The 21,171-nt window shown below is 72.1% G+C and carries 17 protein-coding genes; 4 read left to right on the plus strand and 13 right to left on the minus strand.

What is annotated here, in order from left to right:
- Nucleotides 1-147 precede the first annotated feature (147 nt).
- On the plus strand, nt 148-1,263 hold the full coding sequence (locus APR04_RS15055) for a serine hydrolase domain-containing protein (protein ID WP_253871568.1): 1,116 nt from the start codon (nt 148-150) through the stop codon (nt 1,261-1,263).
- Nucleotides 1,264-1,401: 138 nt separating this feature from the next.
- Here APR04_RS15055 and APR04_RS15060 read toward each other — a convergent pair whose 3' ends face one another.
- Complete coding sequence (locus APR04_RS15060) at nt 1,402-2,031, minus strand: response regulator transcription factor (protein WP_301312557.1); 630 nt, start codon at nt 2,029-2,031, stop codon at nt 1,402-1,404.
- Nucleotides 2,031-3,215: a sensor histidine kinase gene (locus APR04_RS31050; RefSeq protein ID WP_253871572.1), complete on the minus strand. Its 1,185-nt coding sequence runs from the start codon at nt 3,213-3,215 to the stop codon at nt 2,031-2,033. The genes APR04_RS15060 and APR04_RS31050 overlap by 1 nt, the downstream gene beginning before the upstream one ends.
- 128 nt (nt 3,216-3,343) lie before the next feature.
- Between APR04_RS31050 and APR04_RS15070 the strand changes: the two genes are divergently transcribed.
- Nucleotides 3,344-3,997, plus strand: a complete 654-nt coding sequence (locus tag APR04_RS15070; RefSeq protein WP_253871574.1) for a DedA family protein — start codon at nt 3,344-3,346, stop codon at nt 3,995-3,997.
- Between the two features lie 22 nt (nt 3,998-4,019).
- Nucleotides 4,020-5,459 (plus strand): serine hydrolase domain-containing protein, encoded by a 1,440-nt coding sequence (locus tag APR04_RS15075; protein WP_253871576.1) that lies wholly within the window; start codon nt 4,020-4,022, stop codon nt 5,457-5,459.
- 100 nt (nt 5,460-5,559) lie between these two features.
- Here the strand turns inward: APR04_RS15075 and APR04_RS15080 are convergent, their stop codons facing one another.
- From APR04_RS15080 to APR04_RS15115, 8 genes are all read right to left on the minus strand, one after another.
- Complete coding sequence (locus APR04_RS15080; protein ID WP_253871578.1) at nt 5,560-8,169, minus strand: FtsX-like permease family protein; 2,610 nt, start codon at nt 8,167-8,169, stop codon at nt 5,560-5,562.
- Entirely contained in the window at nt 8,169-9,005 is an 837-nt protein-coding gene (locus APR04_RS15085) for an ABC transporter ATP-binding protein (RefSeq protein WP_253871580.1), read from the minus strand. Before APR04_RS15085 ends, APR04_RS15080 begins: the two co-directional genes overlap by 1 nt.
- Nucleotides 9,006-9,279: 274 nt before the next feature.
- Nucleotides 9,280-10,581 (minus strand): aminoacyl--tRNA ligase-related protein, encoded by a 1,302-nt coding sequence (locus APR04_RS15090; RefSeq protein ID WP_253871582.1) that lies wholly within the window; start codon nt 10,579-10,581, stop codon nt 9,280-9,282.
- A 167-nt stretch (nt 10,582-10,748) separates the two neighbouring features.
- Nucleotides 10,749-11,639, minus strand: a complete 891-nt coding sequence (gene ypfJ / locus APR04_RS15095; protein ID WP_253871583.1) for a KPN_02809 family neutral zinc metallopeptidase — start codon at nt 11,637-11,639, stop codon at nt 10,749-10,751.
- Between the two features lie 50 nt (nt 11,640-11,689).
- Nucleotides 11,690-12,391 (minus strand): hypothetical protein, encoded by a 702-nt coding sequence (locus APR04_RS15100; RefSeq protein WP_253871584.1) that lies wholly within the window; start codon nt 12,389-12,391, stop codon nt 11,690-11,692.
- Nucleotides 12,392-12,472: 81 nt separating this feature from the next.
- A complete protein-coding gene (locus tag APR04_RS15105; RefSeq protein WP_253871586.1) occupies nt 12,473-13,666 on the minus strand; it encodes an MFS transporter in 1,194 nt (397 codons plus the stop codon).
- Nucleotides 13,667-13,722: 56 nt separating this feature from the next.
- Nucleotides 13,723-14,925, minus strand: coding sequence for an MFS transporter (locus APR04_RS15110; RefSeq protein ID WP_253871588.1), 1,203 nt, complete (start codon nt 14,923-14,925; stop codon nt 13,723-13,725).
- A gap of 95 nt (nt 14,926-15,020) precedes the next feature.
- Entirely contained in the window at nt 15,021-17,387 is a 2,367-nt protein-coding gene (locus APR04_RS15115; RefSeq protein ID WP_253871590.1) for a glycoside hydrolase family 43 protein, read from the minus strand.
- 259 nt (nt 17,388-17,646) lie between these two features.
- On the opposite strand from APR04_RS15115, the gene APR04_RS15120 reads away from it, so the two are divergent.
- A complete protein-coding gene (locus tag APR04_RS15120) occupies nt 17,647-19,245 on the plus strand; it encodes an ABC-F family ATP-binding cassette domain-containing protein (protein WP_253871592.1) in 1,599 nt (532 codons plus the stop codon).
- A 77-nt stretch (nt 19,246-19,322) separates the two neighbouring features.
- On the opposite strand, the gene APR04_RS15125 is transcribed toward APR04_RS15120, so the two are convergent.
- Genes APR04_RS15125 through APR04_RS15135 form a run of 3 tightly spaced genes read right to left on the minus strand, consistent with a single transcriptional unit; the run spans nt 19,323 to nt 20,922 of the window.
- On the minus strand, nt 19,323-20,294 hold the full coding sequence (locus APR04_RS15125; RefSeq protein WP_253871594.1) for an SURF1 family cytochrome oxidase biogenesis protein: 972 nt from the start codon (nt 20,292-20,294) through the stop codon (nt 19,323-19,325).
- Nucleotides 20,291-20,542: a hypothetical protein gene (locus tag APR04_RS15130; RefSeq protein WP_253871596.1), complete on the minus strand. Its 252-nt coding sequence runs from the start codon at nt 20,540-20,542 to the stop codon at nt 20,291-20,293. Before APR04_RS15130 ends, APR04_RS15125 begins: the two co-directional genes overlap by 4 nt.
- Before the next feature lie 11 nt (nt 20,543-20,553).
- Nucleotides 20,554-20,922, minus strand: a complete 369-nt coding sequence (locus APR04_RS15135) for a DUF3099 domain-containing protein (protein ID WP_253871597.1) — start codon at nt 20,920-20,922, stop codon at nt 20,554-20,556.
- Nucleotides 20,923-21,171: the final 249 nt, after the last annotated feature.

Genomic DNA, 21,171 nt, shown 5'->3' on the forward strand with positions numbered 1-21,171 from the left:
TTAGGTCAGGCAGCGCTTCGGACCCTATCCGGGGCCACCGACATCCAGGATCTCTACTGCGGTGCGGAACCTCAGAGCGGCCTCCCGCACCTCCCCGTACGGCTTTCCGCAGTCCTCTCCGAACCCGGGTTTTCTAGGTTGAGCAGCATGCCGAGCCAGCCCAGATTCCGTCGCACCCGCCGCACTATCGCGGCCCTCCTCGTCACTGCCGTCGTCACCACCGCAGCGGTCACTCTCGCCCTGACGCTCGCACGCGCTCAGACCCTCCACGCTGTCACGGCCAGCACCGTGCCCTCGACGTCCGCCGCCCTCCTGACAGTCACCGGATCCGGTCCAGCCGACACCTGGACCTCCGGCTCCCCGACCCCCGCCGGTACGGAGCCGCCGTCGGGCAACGAGCACTTCCGCATCGGCAGCATCACCAAGACCTTCGTCGCCACGGCGATCCTGCAGCTCGTCGACGAGAACAGGATCGAGCTCGACGCCCCCATCGAGACCTACCTGCCAGGCACCGTTCCCAACGGCGCCAACATCACCATCCGCCAGATCCTCAACCACACCAGCGGCCTGTACGACTACATGAAGGGGGAGGGCTGGTCCACCAACCGCTGGCGCGGCGACGCCCGCTTCATTACCTACTCGCCCGACCAGCTGCTGACCGAGGCCTTCCGGCACGAGCCGTACTTCGCGCCGGGCACGGACGTCCGCTACTCGAACACGAACTACATCGTGGCGGGCCAGCTCATCGAGGCGGTCACGGGTCGGCCGTACAGCAGCGCGATCGAACACCGGATCCTGGCGCCCCTCGCGCTCATGGGCACGTCCTTCCCGGGCGACGACGCGAGCCTGCCGGAGCCTGCCGTCCACGCCACCGCCAGCCTCGACGGCGGCAAGGAAGTCGACGTCACTGAGCAGAACGTCTCCCTCGACTGGGCCGCCGGCGAGATGGTCTCGACGACCCGCGACCTGCAGACGTTCTTCGCCGCCCTCCTGGGCGGCAGCCTGATCAGCGAGGACTCACTGGTCCAGATGCGCACCACAGTCCCGATGGGCATGGGCTTCCACTACGGCCTCGGCCTGGAGCGCTTCGACCTGCCCTGCGGCGGCCAGCTCTGGGGACACGGTGGCCAGCTCCTCGGCTACGTCACCTACGCCTACCGCCGCGACGACGGCCGCAGCCTCACCCTGCTGCTCGCCTCCGGCAGGAGCGACGGATTCATTCCGTTCGCGGCTGCTACGGGTGCGGCGTATTGCCTGACGTGACGGCCGACCACCTCAGCCGTCCGGATCAGCCAGTACAGCGACCCCCGACCCCGCCCGCGTCAACCGGGTGGAGTGTGATTCCCGTGGCCAGGAGACCGTCGGGCTCGGCGGTCCGGGCTCTCGTCCGACCTTCTGACGTCACGACTCCAGGTACCGCAAGATCGCCAGCACCCGCCGGTTGTACCCGTTCTCGGCCAGCAACCCCAGCTTGTCGAAGATCGCGTTCGAGTGCTTCTCCACCGCCGACGTCGACACGAACAACGCCGCAGCGATCCCCGCGTTGGTCCGCCCCTCGGCCATCAACGAGAGCACCTCCCGCTCCCGCTCCGTCAGCACCCCGAGCGCATGCGACGTGTCCCGAAACAGCTGCCGCACCACATCCGGATCCAGCACCAGCCCCCCGATGCGCACCCGCTCCAGCGCGTCGAGAAAGTCGTCCACCCCCATCACCCGGTCCTTGAGCAGGTACCCGACGGCGCGCGCGTCATCCCCGAGCAGCACCTGCGTGAACTCGCGCTCCACGTACTGCGACAGCACGAGGATGCCCACCTCCGGCCAGCGCTCCCGGATCCGCACCGCGGCCTGCACGCCCTCGTCGGTGTGGGTGGGCGGCATGCGCACGTCCAGCACGACGACGTCGGGCAGCTCCGCCGCCAACCGCGCCAACAAAGGCTCAGCGGAACCGTAGGCGGCGACGACGTCGTGCCCCTCGTCCGTCAGGAGGCTGCGGATGCCCTCGCGGAGCAGGGCGGAGTCCTCGGCCAGCATCACGCGCACGGGAGCGTCACCTCGATCCGGGTCGGCCCGCCGGCCGGGCTGTCCACGACCAGCGTGCCGCCCGCTGCGGCCACCCGCCCGGCCAGGCCGGCGAGCCCGTGCCCCGGCGCGAGCACAGCGCCGCCGACGCCGTCGTCGCTGATCACCACGTCCACGATGCCGCCCTCCGGAACCCCGCCAGCCGCACCGCCCCCACCACGAACCCCCACCGAAACACCAGCCGACCCAGCCCCCGAATGCTTCGCCACATTGGTCAGCGCCTCCGCCACCACGTAGTACACCGTCGTCTCCGCCCCGGCCGGCAGGCGCCCAGGGGAGTCCCACTCCAGCTCCGTCGGCACGCCCGCCCGAGACACCAGCTCCGCCAGCACCGGCGCCAGCCCGTGCGTGTCCAGCGCCGTGGGCCGCACCCGCCACGCGACGTCCCGCAGGTCCGTCACCAGCCGCTCCGCCTCGAGCCCCGCCTGCTCCAGCAACAAGGCCCCAGCAGACCCCGGAGCAGCTACCCGCCGCGCCCGGTTCACCAGCAGTCCGAGCGCCACGGCCCGCTGCTGCACCCCGTCGTGCAGGTCCCGCTCGATCCGCCCCCGCTCAGCGTCCAGGGCCGCAAGCAGCTCAGCCCGGCTCACCGTCAGCGACTCCACCTCCGCCGCCAGCCGCTCGCTCCTGCTCGGCGCCAGCCACCGCGCGGCCGCCGACCGGTCCAGCAGCCCCACGCCGACCAGACCCATCAGGTTCAGGTACAGCAGCACCGCGCCGATCGGCACCAGCAGGAGCATGTCCGACGTCGTCAGCCCGTCACCCTGGAACGACGCGTCCACGGTGAGTCGCAGATCGAACAGCCACGACGCCAGGCTCACCACCACCCCGAACAGCCCGTACCCCAGCAGCCCGAGCACCAGCGTGCCGACCAGGCCGACGCCCACCCGCGCCCCGAGATACCGGGCGGCCCGGGGAGAGGTGAGCGCAGCGCCGCCGTCCGCCCACCCGAGAAACCGCACCGTACGACGCCGGTGCCACCTGACCAGGGAACCCACCAACCCGGGTGCCGTGCCCCGCCGCACCAGCGCCGCCACCGCACCCACCAGGTCCACCGGCCACGTGACAGCGCCGACGGACGCGCCCCACAGCATGCGGGCAGGGGTGCTGCGCCAGACGGCGGGGGAGGGGTCCACCCCGCCAGGATAGGGACGACGTCGGTGGCGCGGACTGCGGAAAACCACACCCGACCTGCGGCCCGCCCCACCGCACCGGACGGATGGGCGCAGCTCGTCCGACGCCAAAGACGAATAGCGTAGGGCCCATGACGACACACAGCTTCGCCTCGACCGTCGCCGAATGGGCCATCGGGCTGATGGAGACCCTCGGCGCACCGGGCGCAGGCGTTGCGATCGCCCTCGAGAACCTCTTCCCGCCCCTGCCCAGCGAGGTGATCCTGCCGCTGGCCGGCTTCACCGCCGCGCAGGGCACCCTCGTGCTCTGGCACGTGCTCATCTGGACGACGGCGGGGTCCGTCGTCGGCGCGGTCCTCCTGTACGGGCTGGGAGCCTGGCTGGGCCGCGACCGCCTGCGCGCGATCGTGGACCGGATGCCGCTCGTGTCCCTGGAGGATGTCGACAAGGCGGAGAGCTGGTTCAACCGGCACGGCGACTGGGCGGTCCTCATCGGCCGGCTGATCCCGATCGTGCGCAGCCTCATCTCCATCCCCGCGGGCGTGGAGCGCATGTCGATCTGGCGCTTCCTCGCGTTCACGACGCTGGGTTCCGGCGTGTGGAACACCCTCCTGGTCGGCGCCGGCTACCAGCTGGGGGAGCAGTGGCACGTCGTGGAGCAGGGTGTCGGGGTCTTCCAGAAGGTCGTCATCGTGGTCGTCGGCCTGCTGGTCGTCTGGTGGGTCGTCAAGATGGTGCGGCGGCGCCAGGGCCAGGACACCCCCCGGCACGTGCGGAAGCGCTGACCACCCGGTGCATGATGCTGCTGTGACCGACGACCGCACCGCCAAGACCCTCCGCTCCATCGCCCCCTACCTGGCCGACTGGGCCTCGTTCCAGGCCGCCTACCACGGCATGCCCGGCCTGCAGCTGGCCGTCGGCCGCCGCGGGGAGGTCTTCGTCGACCTGGCCTGGGGCAAGGCGAACCTCGAGACGGGGGAGGACCTCACCAGCGACCACCTGTTCCGCGTCGCGTCCCACTCCAAGACATTCACCGCCGTCATCGTGATGCGGCTCGTCGAGCACGGCAAGCTCCGCCTGGACGACGCCGTGGGCGAGCTCGTCCCAGAGCTCGACGGATCGGCCGCCGCAGGCATCACCGTCCGCGAGCTGCTCGGCCACCAGGCGGGCATCGTCCGCGACTCCTCCGACGGCGACTTCTGGCAGCACGAGCGGCCCTTCCTCGACCGCGCGCAGGTGCTGGAGTGCGTACGCACCGAGGGCGTCGTGTTCGAGCCCAACGAGCACTTCAAGTACACGAACATCGGCTACAGCCTGCTCGGCATCATCATCGAGGAGGTCACCGGCAAGACGTACGACGAGATGGCGCGCGCCGCCGTCGTCGGACCACTGGGACTGACCCGGACCGGCACCGAGCTGGACCCCGCCCGCGCCGCCGAGTACGCCGCCGGGCACACCGGCCGGATCACGCACGGCGACGCGCGCCGCGTCGTCCCGCACGTCGACACCCGCGCCATGGCCGCAGCGACCGGCTGGTACTCCACCGCCCTCGAGATGGTCCGCTACGGAGCCACGCACGTGTTCGGCGACACCACGCTGCTCACCGACAAGAGCAAGCGCCTCCTCCAGCGCGAGGAGTCCCGCGTCGTGGTCCGGGGAGCGGAGCGCGGCCGGTACGGCGTCGGCATGGCGCTCGGCAAGATCGGCGACCGGGAGGTCGTCGGACACTCCGGCGGCTATCCCGGACACATCACGCGCACCTGGATCGACCCCGCCGACGGCCTCGTCGTGTCCTCGCTGACCAACGCCGTCGACGGGATCGCCGACCAGATCGCCACCGGCGTCATCCACCTGATCAACCTGGCGCTCGCGGCGGCGGACGACGTCGCGGCGTCCGTCGCCGGCGGGACGGGCGAGCCGGTACCGCCCGTCCCGGCCGACGCCCCTGTCGGACGCTTCGCCAACCTCTGGGGCGTGGCCGACGTCGTGGACCTCGGCGGGATCCTGCACTCGATCAACCCGCGCTTCCCGCGGCCGGACGAGGTCGCGGTGCGCCTGGTCGCGGTCGACGGCCGCCTGGTGCAGGAACCCGTGGCCGGGTTCACCACGGTCGGCGAGCCGGTCCAGGTGGAGCGGGACGCCGACGGCGCGGTCACCTCCGTCCGGGTCAACGCCCTGACGTCGTGGCCGATCGAGGAGTTCCGGGCGGCGGGCGGCAGCCCGACCGAGCCGCTGAGCCGCACGTAGACACAGCGTGAGCGGGCTGCGCCGCGGAGAGTAGACCAGCTCTCCGCGGCGCAGCCCGCTCACGTGACCTTCCCGGCGCCGCCTCAGCGACGGCCCACCGTCACTCCGCCCCGAGCGCCGCCACCGGCGAGGTGCGGGCCGCGGCCCGTGCCGGGAGCACCGACGCGAGGAGGCCGGCGATGAGGGCGACACCGAGGGTCAGTGCGAGCTCCGTCCACGGGACGGCAAACTGCACGGTGCCCATCACGGACAGGGCGGTGGCCGACCCGGACCAGCCGAACCCGAGGCCGAGCACGATGCCGACGAGCGCACCGACGCCCGCGATGAGGACGCCCTCTACGGCGAGCATGCCGCGCAGCTGCTCCTTGCTCATGCCGATGGCCCGCAGGGTCGCGGACTCCTTGGTCCGCTCGATCACCGAGAGGGACAGCGTGTTGGTCACGCCGACCAGGGCGATCACCACGGCGACGGCGAGCAGCCCCACCATGATGCCGAGGACGACGTCCACGATCTGCCGGAACGACGCGGCCTGCGCGGCCTGGCTCACGACCAGGGCGTCGATGTCGACCTGCGTGGCGATCTCCTGGACGTTTCCGAGCACCACCTCTGCGTCGTCGCCCGAGATGTGGCCCCAGATATCGGTCCCGGTATGGGTGTCGGTGACGCGGGCGAGGTCCTCGGGCGTGACGGTCTGGTCGAGCGCAGTGGAGCCCGTGATGACGACCGTCAGGTCGACCGTGCCGCTCGGGCCCGAGACGGGGGTGCTGTCGCCTGCGCCGAGGGACAGCGAGTCCGCCGTGTCCTGGGACAGCAGGATCGAGCCCTCCGCGAGCTCTTCCGCCTGGTCCGGCACGTTCACCACGGCGACCAGCCCGTCGGGGTCGGCGGCCTTGAGCTGCATGTCCTCCGTGTCACCGATGGCGGCCGACGCGTGGGTGACGACCGCGGCGGCCGAGACGCCTGACGCCTCGGCGACGGCGTCGCGCATGTCCTCGACGTACTCGGGCACGGTGACGGACACGCTCAGGTCGTACGGGAAGGCCTCGTCGAGCCTGTGTTCCGAGGTCGCACGGGCGCTCGCGGCGCCGGTGGACATCATGGTGACGAGGGTGACGCCGATGAGCAGTGCCGTGGAGGTCGCCGCCGTACGGCGCGGGTTGCGCAGCGTGTTGGCGACCGCGAGGCGTGGGGCCGGGCCGGAGCGGGTCACGAGGGCGCCCAGGCCGGCCGCGACGCGCGGCAGCCAGAGGACCGCGCTCAGCACGATGCCGAAGAACGTGAAGGCGACGCCGCCGACGGCCGCGACCATACCGACCTCCAGGGAACCGGCATTCCCGAGGGAGGCGCCGAGGCCGAGCAGCGCGATGCCGCCAAGAATGCAGAGGACCGAGATCACGAGGCGGGCGCGGCCGGTACGGGCACCGAGCGTCGGGGCGTCGGACGGCCGCAGCGCGGCGAGCGGGGCGACGCGGGTCGCGGAGCGGGCCGGGGCGAGCGCGGCTAGGACCGTCATGACCGTGCCGACGGCGAGCGGCAGCACTATCGACTGCGGGGTCAGCGTGATCGTCTCCGGGATCGGCACACCGAGGTCGAAGTTGGGTGCCACCATCAGCGCGGCCTGGGTGAGCAGCGCGCCGATCAGGGTGCCCAGCGCGGAAGCGACGACGCCGAGGATCGCAGCCTCCAGCAGGACGCTGCGGTAGACCTGGTCGGCCCCCGCGCCGATGCAACGCAGGAGGGCGAGCGTCCTGGTCCGCTGGGCGATGAGCACCTGGAACGTGTTCGTGATGACCATGGCCGCGATCATCAGCGCGATGGCGGCGAACGCCATGACGAACACCAAGAAGATGATGTTGTCGCCACCGGTCAGTCCCGAGGTCCTCGTCGTCGCAGCCGCCTCGGTGGTCTCGACGGACGCCTGAGCACCGGTGCCGCCGACGGTGTCCTGGATCGCTGTGCTCAGTGCCGCAGGGACGCTGTCGTCGGCGAGCGGGCTGTCGAGCGCGACGAGCAGATCGGTGACGTCCGACGGGTAGACCTCGGCGGCGTTCCAGGCGCTGAGCGTGGCGGACGGGATCGCGGCGGCCCCGCCGGAGGCCGTGTAGACGCCGTAGGGGTCGTCGGCGAGGCCGGTCACGGTCAGTGACTCGAAGACCTCCTCCGGCTCGCCGAGCTCGGCTGCCGGGTTCTCCGCCTCGCTCTCGGCCCAGCCCTCCGGGTACAGGGTGCGGGAGATCCTCAGCTCGTCGCCGATTTCGGCCTCGAGCCGCTCGGCGGCCTGGGGTGTCAGCGCCACCTCGTCGGCGGCGGCCGGCCAGGCGCCGTCGCTCAGCTCGAGAGGTGAGAGCCGCGGGTCCGTCGGGACCGGGGCGAACAGCTGGTGGCCACCCTTGCCGCCGTTGCGCAGGGTGCCCGACCAGGTGATGAGAGGCTGGACGGTCCCGACGCCGTCGACGGCAGCGACCGCCTCGACGTCATCGGTGGAGAACGAGCTCTCCGACTCCTCGTCGGCGGACACGATGACGTCGGAATCCGCGTAGCTCGCCGCCACGACGTCGCGGGCCGTCTCCTCGATGATGCCGCCGGCGAGCAGCGTCACGGTGACGAACACCGTGCTGATCAGGATGGCGATGCCTGCTGAGGCGAGGCGCCCGGTGCTGCGGCGCATCTGCCCGAGGGTGAAGCGCGCGGTGGGCATGGAGGTGGCCATCAGGCACCGGCCCCGGTGGTCGTGCCGGTGGCGGGACCCGTGGCGACGGCGGGCTCGAGGGTGCGTAGGGCGTCGAGGCCGGCCATGGCGGACTCGGGGGTGGGGTCGCTGATGTCGCCCGCGATGCGGCCGTCGGCGATCAGGACGGCACGGTCGGCGTACGCCGCGGCGGAGGGGTCGTGGGTGACCATGATGATCGTGCGACCCAGCTCGCGCACGGAGCGGCGCAGGAACGACAGGACCTCAGCCCCCGAACGCGAGTCCAGGTTCCCGGTCGGCTCGTCCGCGAACACCACATCAGGCTGCGCGATCAGCGCACGCGCGATCGCCACACGCTGCTGCTGCCCACCAGAGAGCTCACCCGGACGGTGGGTGAGGCGGCTCTTGATTCCCAGGGTCTCGACCAGGGTGTCGAACCAGGCCTTGTCGACCGTGCCACCAGCAAGCTCGACCGGCAACGTGATGTTCTGCTCGGCCGTGAACATCGGCAACAGGTTGAACTGCTGGAACACGAACCCGACCCGATCACGCCGCAACCGGGTCAACGCCTTGTCGTTCAACCCGGTGATCTCCGTGTCACCCAGGAACGCCTGACCGCTGGTCGCAGAATCCAGACCCGCCAACAGGTGCATCAGGGTCGACTTGCCCGAACCCGACGGACCCATGATGGCCGTGAACCGGCCCTGCTCGAAGTCGACATCGACCCCGTCCAAGGCCTGCACGGTGGCCTCACCCTTGCCATACGTCTTCGTCAGGCTCCGGGCCCGTACGGCGCGGGCGGCTCCGCCCGGCGCAGGGGCCGGCTGGTCCGCCGGGACGTACACGGTGGTGTCCACGAAATTACTCCTCGAATCGATGACGGCTGAGAGCCGTTCAGGCTGGGTCCTGCTGGCCCGCCGCGGAGGGCGACGGGCCAGCAAGGACGAACCTACGGATTCGAGGGGGTCGGGGCGTCAGGCCTGAGCCTGATCATCTGCCGGACATGTCATACCCAGGTCGTACCGGTTTGATCGGCAACGGTGCAGGTCACGACGCTGCTCTGCAGCGAGGAGGAGCGGGTGCACGACGAACGGAGCACAATTCTTCCGGACACCGCCGGGCCTGGGGGCGCTAGAGGACAACCTGGGGCGCTCGATCTCTCGCCGCCTCGGCCAACCTCTCGCCCAGCTCCGCGAGCGGCACGGAGACCTTCGCGCCCGACGCCGGGTCGGTCACGGCGAGTACGCCCGCCTCGACCTCGCGCGGCCCGAGCACGCCGAGCAGCGCGTCGCGCCGACGTCGGGCCAGGCGGATCCGGTTGCCCAGCGATCCGTCCCGTTCCACGCGGACGCGGACGCCGCGGGAGCGCAGGTCTGCGGCCAGCCGGTCGGCTGCATCACCCGGGGCGACTGCGTCGTCCGCGGCGTCCGGCGAACGGTCGGCTACCGGGAGCAGGCAGACCTGCACCGGCGCCAGCCAGAACGGCAGCCGCCCGCCGTGCCGCTCCAGGAGGAACGCGACCATCCGCTCCATCGCCCCGACGGTGCCGCGGTGGATCATGACCACCCGCTCCCGTTCGCCGGACGCCGCGACGTAGGTCAGGTCGAACCGCTCCGGCTGGTTGAAGTCGAGCTGCACGGTCGCGAGGGTCTCCTCGTGGCCGCGCACGTCGAGTACCTGGACGTCGATCTTCGGCCCGTAGAACGCGGCCTCGCCCGGCACCGCGCGCCAGGGCACTCCGGCCGGAGCCGCACCGAGCACCGCGCCAAGCGCCGCGGCCAGCGCCTCCTCCGCCGAGGCCCACTGCTCGGGCGAACCCAGCCACCTGACCGAGTCGTCCCGGCCAGACAGCCGCAGGTAAAACACCTCGATCCCCAGGGTGTCGAGCACCTCGAGGACCGCGTCCAGGGCGATGCGGACCTCCGCCCCGACCTGGTCGGGGCGGCAGAAGACGTGCGCGTCGTCCAGGTTGATCTGCCGCACGCGGCTCAGCCCCGACAGCACCCCGGACCGCTCCGCGCGGAACATCGGGGCGAGCTCCGAGTAGCGCACGGGCAGGTCGCGGTAGGACCGCGGCTCGGACGCGTAGATCTGCGCGTGGTGCGGGCAGTTGGCGGGGCGCAGCACGAGCGGGTCGGCGTCGCCGGGCTCCTCGTGCGGGTCGCCGAGGTACATGGGTGGGAACATGTCGTCCGCGAACTTGGCCCAGTGGCCCGACCGCTCGAACAGCGAGCGCTTGCCGAGCACCGGCGAGTACACGGGCTCGCACCCGGTGCGCAGCGCGACCTCACGTGCATACTGCTCGAGCTCGTACCGCACGGCCGCACCGGCGGGCAGCCACAGCGGCAGGCCGGGACCGACCAGCTGGCTCGAGCTGAAGATCCGCATGTCGCGGCCGAGCTCGCGGTGATCAAGGCTGGCGGTGACGTTCATGGTGGTGCTCCTTCGATGAGGGAGCTGCCCCGGTCCGCCGTCGTGCACGACAAAGGCCCCGGGAGCATGCTCCGGGGCCTGGTTGCTGCGAGATGCAGGGTCAGCGCGCGCCGGAGGGAACCGGCGTCGTCGTGCGTGCGCTGAGGTGCATACGCACAACCGTAATGTCAGAGGGTGGACGCGTCCAGCGCGTTGCAGTCCTGGATGGTGCCGCCGTTGTAGCCGGTCGAGAACCACTTGACGCGCTGCTCGCTGGAGCCGTGCGAGAACGCCTCGGGGTTCACGTCGCCGCCGGACCGGCGCTGGATGTTGTCGTCGCCCACGGCAGCGGCGGCGGACAGTGCCTGGTTGAGCTCGTCCTCGGTGATGGGTTCGAGGAACGTGACGCCGGTGTCCGGGTCCTCGGTGGTCGCGGCGTTGCCTGCCCACATCCCGGCGAGGCAGTCGGCCATGAGCTCGATGCGCACGGAGTCGGACTCCGGACCAGTGCCCGACCGGTCGGCCTGCTCGAACAGCCCGAGCTGGTTCTCGATGTGGTGCCCGAACTCGTGCGCCGTCACGTACATCTCCGCCAGCGGCCCGCCCTCCGCGCCGAACTGGCTGGACAGCTGGTCGTAGAACGCGAGGTCTTCGTACACGGTCGTGTCGGCCGGGCAGTAGAACGGTCCGGTGGCCGACGTCGCCGACCCGCAGCCGGTGTCGACCGCCTCGGTGAAGCTGACTACCTCGGGCATCGCGTACTCGACCCCGCCCTGCTCGGGGAGGGTCGCGGCCCAGTACACGTCCAGCGAGTCCACAACCCCGCTGAGCCGGCACTCCGCGTCGGCGTTGGCCTGCTCCGCGGTGCACTCGCCGACATAGCCCTGCTCGCCGGTGCTCCCGGCGTCGGCGCTGGTCCCGCCGAGGATGTCGGTCGGGCTGTTGCCGGTCACCAGCATGTACACCAGCGCGACGATGATCGCCACGCCGCCTCCGCCGCCCGCGACGACCGCGCCACGGCGTCCGCCGCCCTTGCGGACCCGGCCGCCCTCGAACTGCCCACCCTCGCTGAACGTCACGCGGCAACGCTACCTCGATGAAGGTGTCCGTACCCGGGGGGCGGCGGCGCTCAGCCGGCCCAGGTACGCCGGTCGCGGGCCGCGAGGTGCACGATCTCCAGCTCGCGGTCGGTGAGCATCGGTTGCCGGCTCTCGAGCCACGGCACCAGCTCGCCCGCTGTGAGCACCTCGACGCCGTCGCACGGGCCCTCGACTCGGGGCTGGTCCGACCGCACGAAGACGATCAGCGCCTGCACGGTCACCGGCACCCGCGTCGCCCGGCCCAGGATCTCCTGGGTGCGGCGCGCGGCGTTCCGGGCGGCGTCGGCGGTGACGTCCTGGACGGGCCGGTACACGGTCTCGATGATGAAGACGCCGGCGGGCCCGATCACGAGCTGGTCGAGCTCCAGGGCGCCGCCGCGCTGTGCCGAGCCCGGCGAGCGAAGGTGTCCAGAGCTCGACGAAGGGACCTGGATCGACTGGATGACGCGCCAGACAGGTCGGTGGGCCACGAGCTCCCAGAGCTCGCCGGCGACGGTCCGCACGCCGGTGATCCGGCGGCTCAGCGCGCGGTGCTTCGGGTCGTACCGGCTGCGCAGCCGCCCGCGCACCAGGGAGCCGAGGTGCTGCCGCCGGTATGCGCGGCGGCGGGCGATCAGGTGCTTCGCCGGCCGGTTGCTGGTCAGGTCGTCCCCCCGGGCCAGGCGGCCGGTGCGGAGGTTCGGCAGTGCGTCGGCGACGGTGACAGGAACGCTCGGGGAGTCGGTGCCCATGAGTGGACGGTACGTCCGAGATGGTGGATCCGCGCGTTCTGGGGGTGAAGTGTGGATACGCGGACGGGCCCCGACCACACCTCAGTCCTGCGTCGCCGGGAACCCCTGGCGCGCCACCAGCACCACCAGCAGCGCCGCCACGACGATCACCGCCCCGGTGTACGGCACCGCGGCGAACCCGGCGCCGTCGAGCACGAGCGCCCCGAGGGCCGCGCCGCCGCCGATGCCGATGTTGGCGGTGGAGTTGACCAGCGCGCCGACGACGTCGGGCGAGGCCCCGCGCGTCCGGATGGCCGCCGCCTGGAAGACGGCGGCGACCGCGCCGAAGCCGATGCTCCACACCGCGGCCGCGGCGAGCGTGCCCGCCGTGCCGGGGAACGCGAGCCCGAGCGCCAGGATCCCGCCGGCGACGACGACCAGGGTGATGACGGTGGTCTGCCGGGGGCGCACGTCGAGCCGGGCGGCAGCGAAGCCCGCGCCGATGAGGCCGAGGGCACCGATCAGCAGCAGCGCGGGGCCGAGCGCCGCCGTCGCGAGCCCGGTGGCCAGGAGCAGCACCGACACGTAGGTGTAGACGGTGTAGTGGCCGAGGTATGCGAGCGCGTTCGCCGTCGTGACCTTTGCCAGCGCGGTGCGGCGGGCGCCGCGGGCGGCGTCGTCCGGGGGAGCGCCGCCACCCGGGACCGATGGCAGCACCAGCGCGGTGAGCACCCCGGCGAGAGTGCAGGCCACGGCCAGGACCAGGAACGCGGCACGCCAGCCGACGGCGGTGCCGAGCGCCGTCGTCAGCGGCACGCCGAGCACGAACCCCGCCGACGCGCCAAGGGTGACCAGCCCCAGCGCGCGGCCCGCCAGGTGCGCGCGCACCAGGCGCGACGCGTACCCGATGCTCACGGAGAAGAAGACCGCGTGGGACGCGCCGCCCAGCGTCCTGGCCACCGCGACGAGCGCGAACGTGGGAGCGACCGCGACTATCACGTTGCTCAGGACGTAGACCCCGAGGGCGGTGAGCAGCAACGTCTTGCGGGGCAGCTTGCGCGTGGCCGTCGTCAGGGGCACGGCGAGCACAGCGACCATGAACGCGTAGGCGGTGACCAGCAGTCCCGCGACGCCCTCTGAGACGTCGAGGTCGTCGCTGATCAGGGGAAGCAGACCCACCGGGACCAGCTCGGTGGTGATGGCGACGAACGTGGCGAGCGCCAGGGCGAACAACCCGCCGCCGGCCTCCCGAACGTCCCCGGGCTGCCAGGTCGGACGCACGCGCGGTGTGGCCATGGGCTCCATCCCAGACCGGACGAGCCTGGCTCGCAAGGTGATAGTCCGAGAGTGTCCTACGTCGCGACCGGCGCCGCCGGGAAGGCCCGGCGGGCGAGCAGCACCACGACCAGCGCCGCGACGACGAGCACCACCCCGGCGTACGGCACGGCTGCGGTCCCTGCGCCGTCGAGCACCAGTGCCCCCAGGGCCGCGCCGCCGCCGATCCCGATGTTGGCGGTGGAGTTGACCAGTGCCCCGACGACGTCGGGCGAGGCGCCGTGCGTACGGATGGCGGCCGTCTGGAAGACGGCGGCGACCGCGCCGAAACCGATGCTCCACATCGCGGCGGCGGCGACCGTGCCGACCGTGCCGGGGAAGGCGAGACCGACCGCCAGGATACCGCCCGCGACGACGGCGAGAGTGATCACGGTGGTCTGCCGGGGCCGGACGTCGAGCCGGGCGGCGGCGAACGCGGCACCGATGAGGCGGAGCGCCCCGATGAGCAGCAGAGCGGGCCCGAGGGCAGCCGTCGCGATCCCTGCGGCCAGGAGCAGCACCGATATATACGTGTAGACCGAGTAGTGGCCGAGGTAGGCCAGCGCGTTCGCCGAGGCGACGGTCGCCAGCGCGGTGCGGCGGACGCCACGGGCGCCGTCGGCCGGGGGAGCTCCGCCGCCCGGGACGGACGGCAGCAGTGCAGCGGTCAGCACGCAGGCGAGCGCGCACACCCCGGTCAGGACGAGGAAGGTCGTGCGCCAGCCGACCGCCGCCCCGAGCGCCGTGGACAGCGGCACGCCGAGCGCGAACCCGGTCGACGCCCCCAGCGTGACGAGCCCCAGCGCGCGCCCGGCGAGGTGCGGACGCACCAGGCGGGCGGCATACCCGATGGTGACCGAGGCGAAGACGGCGTGCGAGGCGCCGCCCAGCGCCCGTGCCCCGGCGACGACGGCGAACGTGGGCGCGAGCGCGACGATCACGTTGCTCACGGTGTAGACGGCCAGGGCGCCGACCAGCAGCGCCTTGCGTGGCAGCCGACGGGTCGCCACGGTCAGGGGCAGCGCCAGCGCGGCGACCATGAACGCGTACGCCGTGACCAGCAGCCCGGTGAGCGGCTCCGAGACGGCCAGGCCGTCGCTGATCAGAGGGAGGAGGCCGACGGGGGCCAGCTCGGTGGTGACGGCGACGAACGTCGCGAGGCTCAGTGCCAGCAGCCCGCCGGCGGCGCCGCGTACGTCGCCGGGCTGCCAGGACGTGGGCTCGCGCTCCGCTGCGGACATCGCCCTATGGTGACAGCGTCGGTGCTTGGTCGTGGGCGTGATCGTTGCGACTTCCTGTCCGGTTCAGCAGCAACGATCGCGCCCACGACCAATCGTCAGCTCAGGGCGCGGAGGCGGAATCGCTCGAACGTTGCGGTTACCGGCGGGGTGGCGCCGCCGCCCGCGTAGATGCCGACCTCCGGGTCCGTGCCCGCAGGGAGCGTCCAGGTGGCGCCGAAGCGCCAGCTCTCGCCGTCGCGCGAGGACGCCGCCCGGTACTCGTGCTCACCGGTGTCCGGGTCCGTGGTGTGGAACAGGCGCAGGTGCATGGTGTCGGCGACCGGCCCGGAGACGTGGCCGCCGAACCAGGTGCGGCCGTCGGCCGTGAGCTCCTTGCCGAACTCGACCTGGCGGGTCTGCCAGATCGATACCGGCGCGAGCCGCAGGAAGTCGTCGTCGCCCGCGTGCACCAGCAGGCCCGCCTGCTGGTAGTTGCGCACCGTGTCCTGGCCCAGCGGCAGGTGCACGGTGGCCTCCAGCACGTAGTCGCCGTCCGGCGCGTCGCGCAGCAGCGCCGGTGCGTCGTTGGTGGCTCCCACCAGGTCGTGCCCGGTCAGGGGCCACTCCAGCGCGCCGTCGTTGATCTCGACGTCGGCCGGGTCGTGCAGCCACCGCCACCCCGCGTCCAGCTCGCCGTCGAACTCCTCGGCGAACGTGACGTCGCCGGCCTGCGGCTCGGCGACGCGCTCGGTCACCGGGTCGTGCGCCGCCACGACGGTCAGGTTGTCGAGCTGCGCCTCACCGCCGTCGGCCGCCAGACGGACGGGTGCCCGCCGGGGCAGGTCGCGGCGCGGCTCGAACCGCACCTCGGCGTCCACGTCGCCCAGGCCGCTCGAGGACAGCCGCGCGTCGACCACGCCGTCGCGCGCCTCGACGGTCAGCACGTGCCACGAGGTGAGGTCCACGTTCGCCGGCACGTCCGCCCGCCGCTCCTGACGTCCCTGCCCGACGACGAGCTCGCGCGCCTGAGCGTCCAGCCGCACCGACACCTCGGACCGGCCGGACTGGCTGGACTGGCCGGACCGGCCGGACTGGCCGCCGACGGCGACCGTGAGCGACCCGTCGGCGTCGGGCAGCCGCACGTCCGCCTCGACCCGTACGTCCCGCGGGGCCGGCGCCGTCCGCGCCACCGCGGCACCCCGCCGGTCCGGGACCAGCCGCGCGACCGCGCCCGCGTCGCCCGACTCGTCGGTACCCCTGGCGAGCGTGCCCGCCACCCGCCGCAGCCCGCGCCCCGACCCCGGGTCGCCGCTCACGATGCCCAGCCCGCTCGCGGCCACCGGCCCCGGCTGCGGACCCTCGCTCGGACCCGCGCCCGCGTTGACCACCGGCCACCCGTCGATCCAGTCCATCCGGTCGATCAGCGTGGGCCGCCGGTTCACGCCGCCCGGCTCGTCCAGCCACGCCTCGTCCTTGTCGATCGCGTGGTACAGCATCCAGTCCTGGCCGGAGACGTCGGTGAGCACCGCGTGGTGCCCCACACCGATCCACCGGTTGCCGTTCTGCGCCACGACCTGCGTGCCGCCCACCCGGGACTCGTTCAGGCTCACGCCCTCGTGATCGGTGAACGGGCCCAGCGGCGACCGCGACCGCCCCGTGTACACGCTGTACCCCGTCACCGGGCCGGCGCAGCAGTTGGCCGACGACCCCATCAGGTAGTACCAGCCGTCCCGCTTGACCACGAACGCGCCCTCGTACCGGTCGGCGACCGTCACCCGCGTGGGCTCGCCCACCGCCCGGGTCCCCGTCTCGTCCAGCTCCGTGACCCAGATCCCGCCGTTGAAGCCGCCGAAGTAGAGGTAGCGCGAACCGTCGTCGTCCGCGAACAGCGCCGGGTCGATCGTGTTCAGGTACGAGTCGCCGCCCGCGGGGCGCGGGTCCAGGACCGGCCCGCCGGAGTCGGCCCACGGCCCCGTCGGCGTCGGCGCCGTCGCCACACCGATCGTGTAGTCCCACGGATCGGGGTTCGCCGCCGTGTCCGTCACCGTGTAGTACATGACGTACTGGCCGTCCACGTAGCGGATGTCCGGCGCCCAGAAGTACGAGGCGCTCGCGGCCCAGGCCGGCCGGTTCTCCTCGTCGAAGATCGTGTCCACGTACTCCCACGTCTCCAGGTCCCGGGACCTCGCCACGTGCATGTTGCCGAAGGGCCCGCCCGACACCAGCGGGTCGCTCGTCGCGTACAGGTACCACCAGCCGTCCTTGCCGCGGATGATCGCGGGATCGGCATAGGTGTCGGCGAACGGTTCGGTGATCGGGTTGGTGAAGGTGGTGCCGGACGGGCTCTCGTTGCTTGACGGGCTGCCGTTGCTTGCCGGCGGTGGCGCGGCCGCTGCTTGTGCGGCACCACCGCCGTCGGGCAGGGTGCTGGCGCCCAGGGCCAGCGCGAGCGAGGCGAGGACGGCGACGAACCGGATCTGCATGGGTTTCTCATCCCTTCGGGCGACGGGGAACGTCCTCGATGACGTGGCCCGGCGCACCTTGACGACGAAGTAGCCTGGTACAACGTAGTACCAGGCGAAAAGGTACCGTCGCGAGACCAACCGCGTCCAGACCCGTGCGTCTTCGGCAGCGTGAGGCATCGCACCGTAATCCCTGGACGATGGGCACTAGACTGGACCGGCCCCCGCCGCTGTGGGTCGAACGATCGAACACCACCCCCCAACTGTGAGGACCATCTGCGTGATCACTGCCCATGGCGTCGAGCTGCGCGTCGGCGCACGCCTGCTGCTGAGCGAGGCCAACTTCCGGGTCGCCTCGGGCGACCGGATCGGTCTCGTGGGCCGTAACGGTGCCGGCAAGACCACGCTGACCAAGACGCTCGCGGGCGAGACCCAGCCGTCGAGCGGGCAGATCGTGCGCGGTACCGACATCGGCTACCTGCCGCAGGACCCGCGGACGGGCGACCTCGAGGTCCTTGCGATGGACCGCGTGCTGTCCGCGCGCGGCCTGGACAAGGTCATCGCGAAGATGCGCCAGGCCGAGGGCGAGATGGCGTCGCTGGACACGGCCACGCAGAACGCGGCGATGGAGCGCTACCCCAAGCTGGAGGCGCGGTTCCTCGCCGCCGGCGGGTACTCCGCCGAGTCCGAGGCGCAGATCATCACGGCGAACCTCGGCCTGGACGAGCGCGTCCTGGCGCAGCCGCTCGGCACGCTCTCCGGCGGCCAGCGTCGCCGGATCGAGCTGGCGCGCATCCTGTTCAGCGGCGTCGAGACACTGCTGCTCGACGAGCCGACGAACCACCTCGACGCCGACTCCATCGTCTGGCTGCGCGACTACCTGCGGGCGTACAGCGGCGGGTTCATCGTGATCAGCCACAACACCGACCTGCTGCGCGCCACCGTGAACAAGGTGTTCCACCTCGACGCCAACCGGGGTGAGCTCGACCAGTACAACCTCGGCTGGGACGGCTACCTGGAGCAGCGCGAGACGGACGAGCGGCGTCGTCGGCGGGAGCGGAGCAACGCCGAGAAGAAGGCGGGCACGCTGCTCGCCCAGGCCGAGAAGATGCGCGCCAAGGCGACCAAGGCGACGGCCGCGCAGAACATGATCAAGCGCGCCGAGAAGATGATGTCCGGCCTGGAGGCCGAGCGCGTCTCCGACCGCGTGGCCAACCTGCGCTTCCCGACGCCGGCGCCCTGCGGGCGCACACCGCTCACCGCAAACGGCCTGTCGAAGGCGTACGGGTCCCAGGAGGTGTTCGCCGGGGTGGACCTGGCGATCGACCGCGGGTCCCGCGTCGTCATCCTCGGTTTCAACGGTGCGGGCAAGACGACGCTGCTGCGGATCCTCGCCGGCGTCGAGGCGCCCGACACCGGCGAGGTGGTGCCAGGGCACGGGCTCAAGCTCGGCTACTACGCCCAGGAGCACGACACGCTCGACATGAACGTGACGGTCGTGGAGAACCTGCGCCACGCCGCGCCCGACCTCACCGACACGCAGGTGCGGTCCGTGCTGGGCTCGTTCCTGTTCAGCGGGGACGACGCCTACAAGCCGACGAACGTGCTGTCCGGCGGCGAGAAGACGCGGCTGGCGCTGGCGACCATCGTCGTGTCCGGTGCGAACGTGCTGCTGCTCGACGAGCCCACCAACAACCTCGACCCCGCGTCCCGCGCCGAGATCCTCGGAGCGCTCAAGACGTACGAGGGCGCGGTGGTCATGGTGACCCACGACGACGGCGCGGTCGAGGCCCTCGAGCCCGAGCGCGTGCTGCTCCTGCCCGACGGCGACGAGGACCTCTGGAACGACAGCTACCAGGAGCTGGTCTCGCTAGCCTGAGCCAGAGGAGCGGAACCGCCGGCTCAGGCGATACAGACAGAGCCTGACCCTCTTCTGGTTGCTCACGACCAAGAAGGTCAGTGGAGCTGGGCCTCGATGAGCGCGTCTTCCTCGTCCTCCGCCGTCCGACGGCGCTCGCGGGCCGGCTTGCGCGCCCGCACACCGTCGGCGTCGGCCAGGTCCTCCGACGCCAGCAAGAGGTCGCCCGCCGACACGCTCTCGCCGCGCAGCGCCCCGCGCTCCCTGCGCCACAGCAGGACGTACCCGCCGATCGCGCCGATCGCGAAGATGCCCCACTGGAACGCGTACGACAGGTGCGAGCCGGGGTCGGTGTCGGGCTTGGGCAGGGTGGCGAGCCCGACGTCGGGCGCCGGGACCTCCGTGCGCAGCGCGGCGTACGCGCCGACGGTGCGACCGTCGGCCCAGGCGGCGCCGTCGGGCCCCGCCGCGAGCACCTGCGCGGTCGAGATCGCCTGCACCTGCCCTGGCTGCGCGCCACGGTCAGACGGTGGCTCGTCCGCGCGCAGGGCCGCCACGACGGTCACGCTGCCCGACGGCGGCGCGGGGATCGCGTCCGGCCCTGTCGCGTCCCGCCCGAGCGGGACCGTGCCACGGTTGACGACGATCACGACGTCCTGACCGTTGACCTGGGTCTCGAACGGAACCAGCACGTGGTACCCGTTGCGCCCGGCGACGGGCCGGTTGCGCAGCACGACCGTCGCGTCGGTGACGTAGTTCCCCTCTAGCTCCACCGGACGCCAGACCTCCGACTCCGGCAGCGCGGCGCCCGGCCCGGCGAGGATCTCACCCGGCGGCACCACGGGTGCCGACCAGTTGGCCTGGATGAGGTCGATCTCGGCGTTGCGCGACTCGGACCGGTTCCACTGCCAGCGTCCCGCCACCAGGCACAGGGCGGCGAGTACCACGGCGGCCACCGCGAGGATGACCCACTGGCGGGTGGTGCGGGGCCCGCGGGCGTCGTCGGGCAAGGGGCCCGAGCCGGAGGCACCGTCCGTCATGACGCCGCCGCTCACCGTGCCGCCGCTCACGACACCCGGTCCAGCTCCGCCACGGCCACCGTCTGCTTCCAGAACGACCGCGACGCCAGGAAGTGTTCGAGGTGCTCACGGTGCTCGTCGCACGCGAGCCACACCTTGCGGCGCTCGGGCGTGTGCAGCTTCGGGTTGTTCCACAGCAGGCCCCACGACGCCTGGGCGCGGCAGCCCTTGGCGCTGCAGACGAGCTCGCCGTCGGGCACAGGGTCGGGTGCGGGGCCGGAGAGGCCGAGGAGGTCCATCAGGAGTTCTCTCAGTCGTCCACGTGGTCGATGACGCGGCCGGCACCTGGAGCGCTCGGGGCGCTCGAGGTACGCGGGGCGTCCGGCACGTCGGGGGAGGCGTCTGGCAGCTCGGTGAGCGCGGGGGCGGCGGGCGGCGTCACGGGCGACGTGTCGTGCGTGACGTGGTCACGGCCGGAGTTGGCGATGAGCACCGCCGAGTACGGCAGCACCACGGCGGCGGCCACGAGGGCCCACCGGACCCAGCCGTCCACCATCACCGCGCCGATGATGCACACCACGCGGATGGACATCTGGATGAGATAGCTCCGCGTTCGGCGCGACTGGTCCACGGCCAGCGGCTCAGGGGCCGAGGTGATGGACGGGACCGGCTCGCTCATCCTGTCAGTCTACGTCCGCGGCGAACCGGGCGGGTACGCCCTCCGGCGTCCGTCTACACAGGTGCGCCACGGGGGGTTGTTGTAGAAAACCGACAAGGACCGGTGAATCCCTGTGGCCCGGCGCGCGCGGCGCACGGCCGACGCGCGGGGTAGCGTCGCAGCGGACCCGGATCGACCCAGGTACCGGCCGCCGCCCCCAGCCTCGCGCGGCCTCCATGCGAGCTTGCGCATTCCAGCATCGAGGAGTTC

The sequence above is a fragment of the Promicromonospora umidemergens genome (assembly GCF_024171995.1).
GTDB classification, from domain to species: domain Bacteria; phylum Actinomycetota; class Actinomycetes; order Actinomycetales; family Cellulomonadaceae; genus Promicromonospora; species Promicromonospora umidemergens.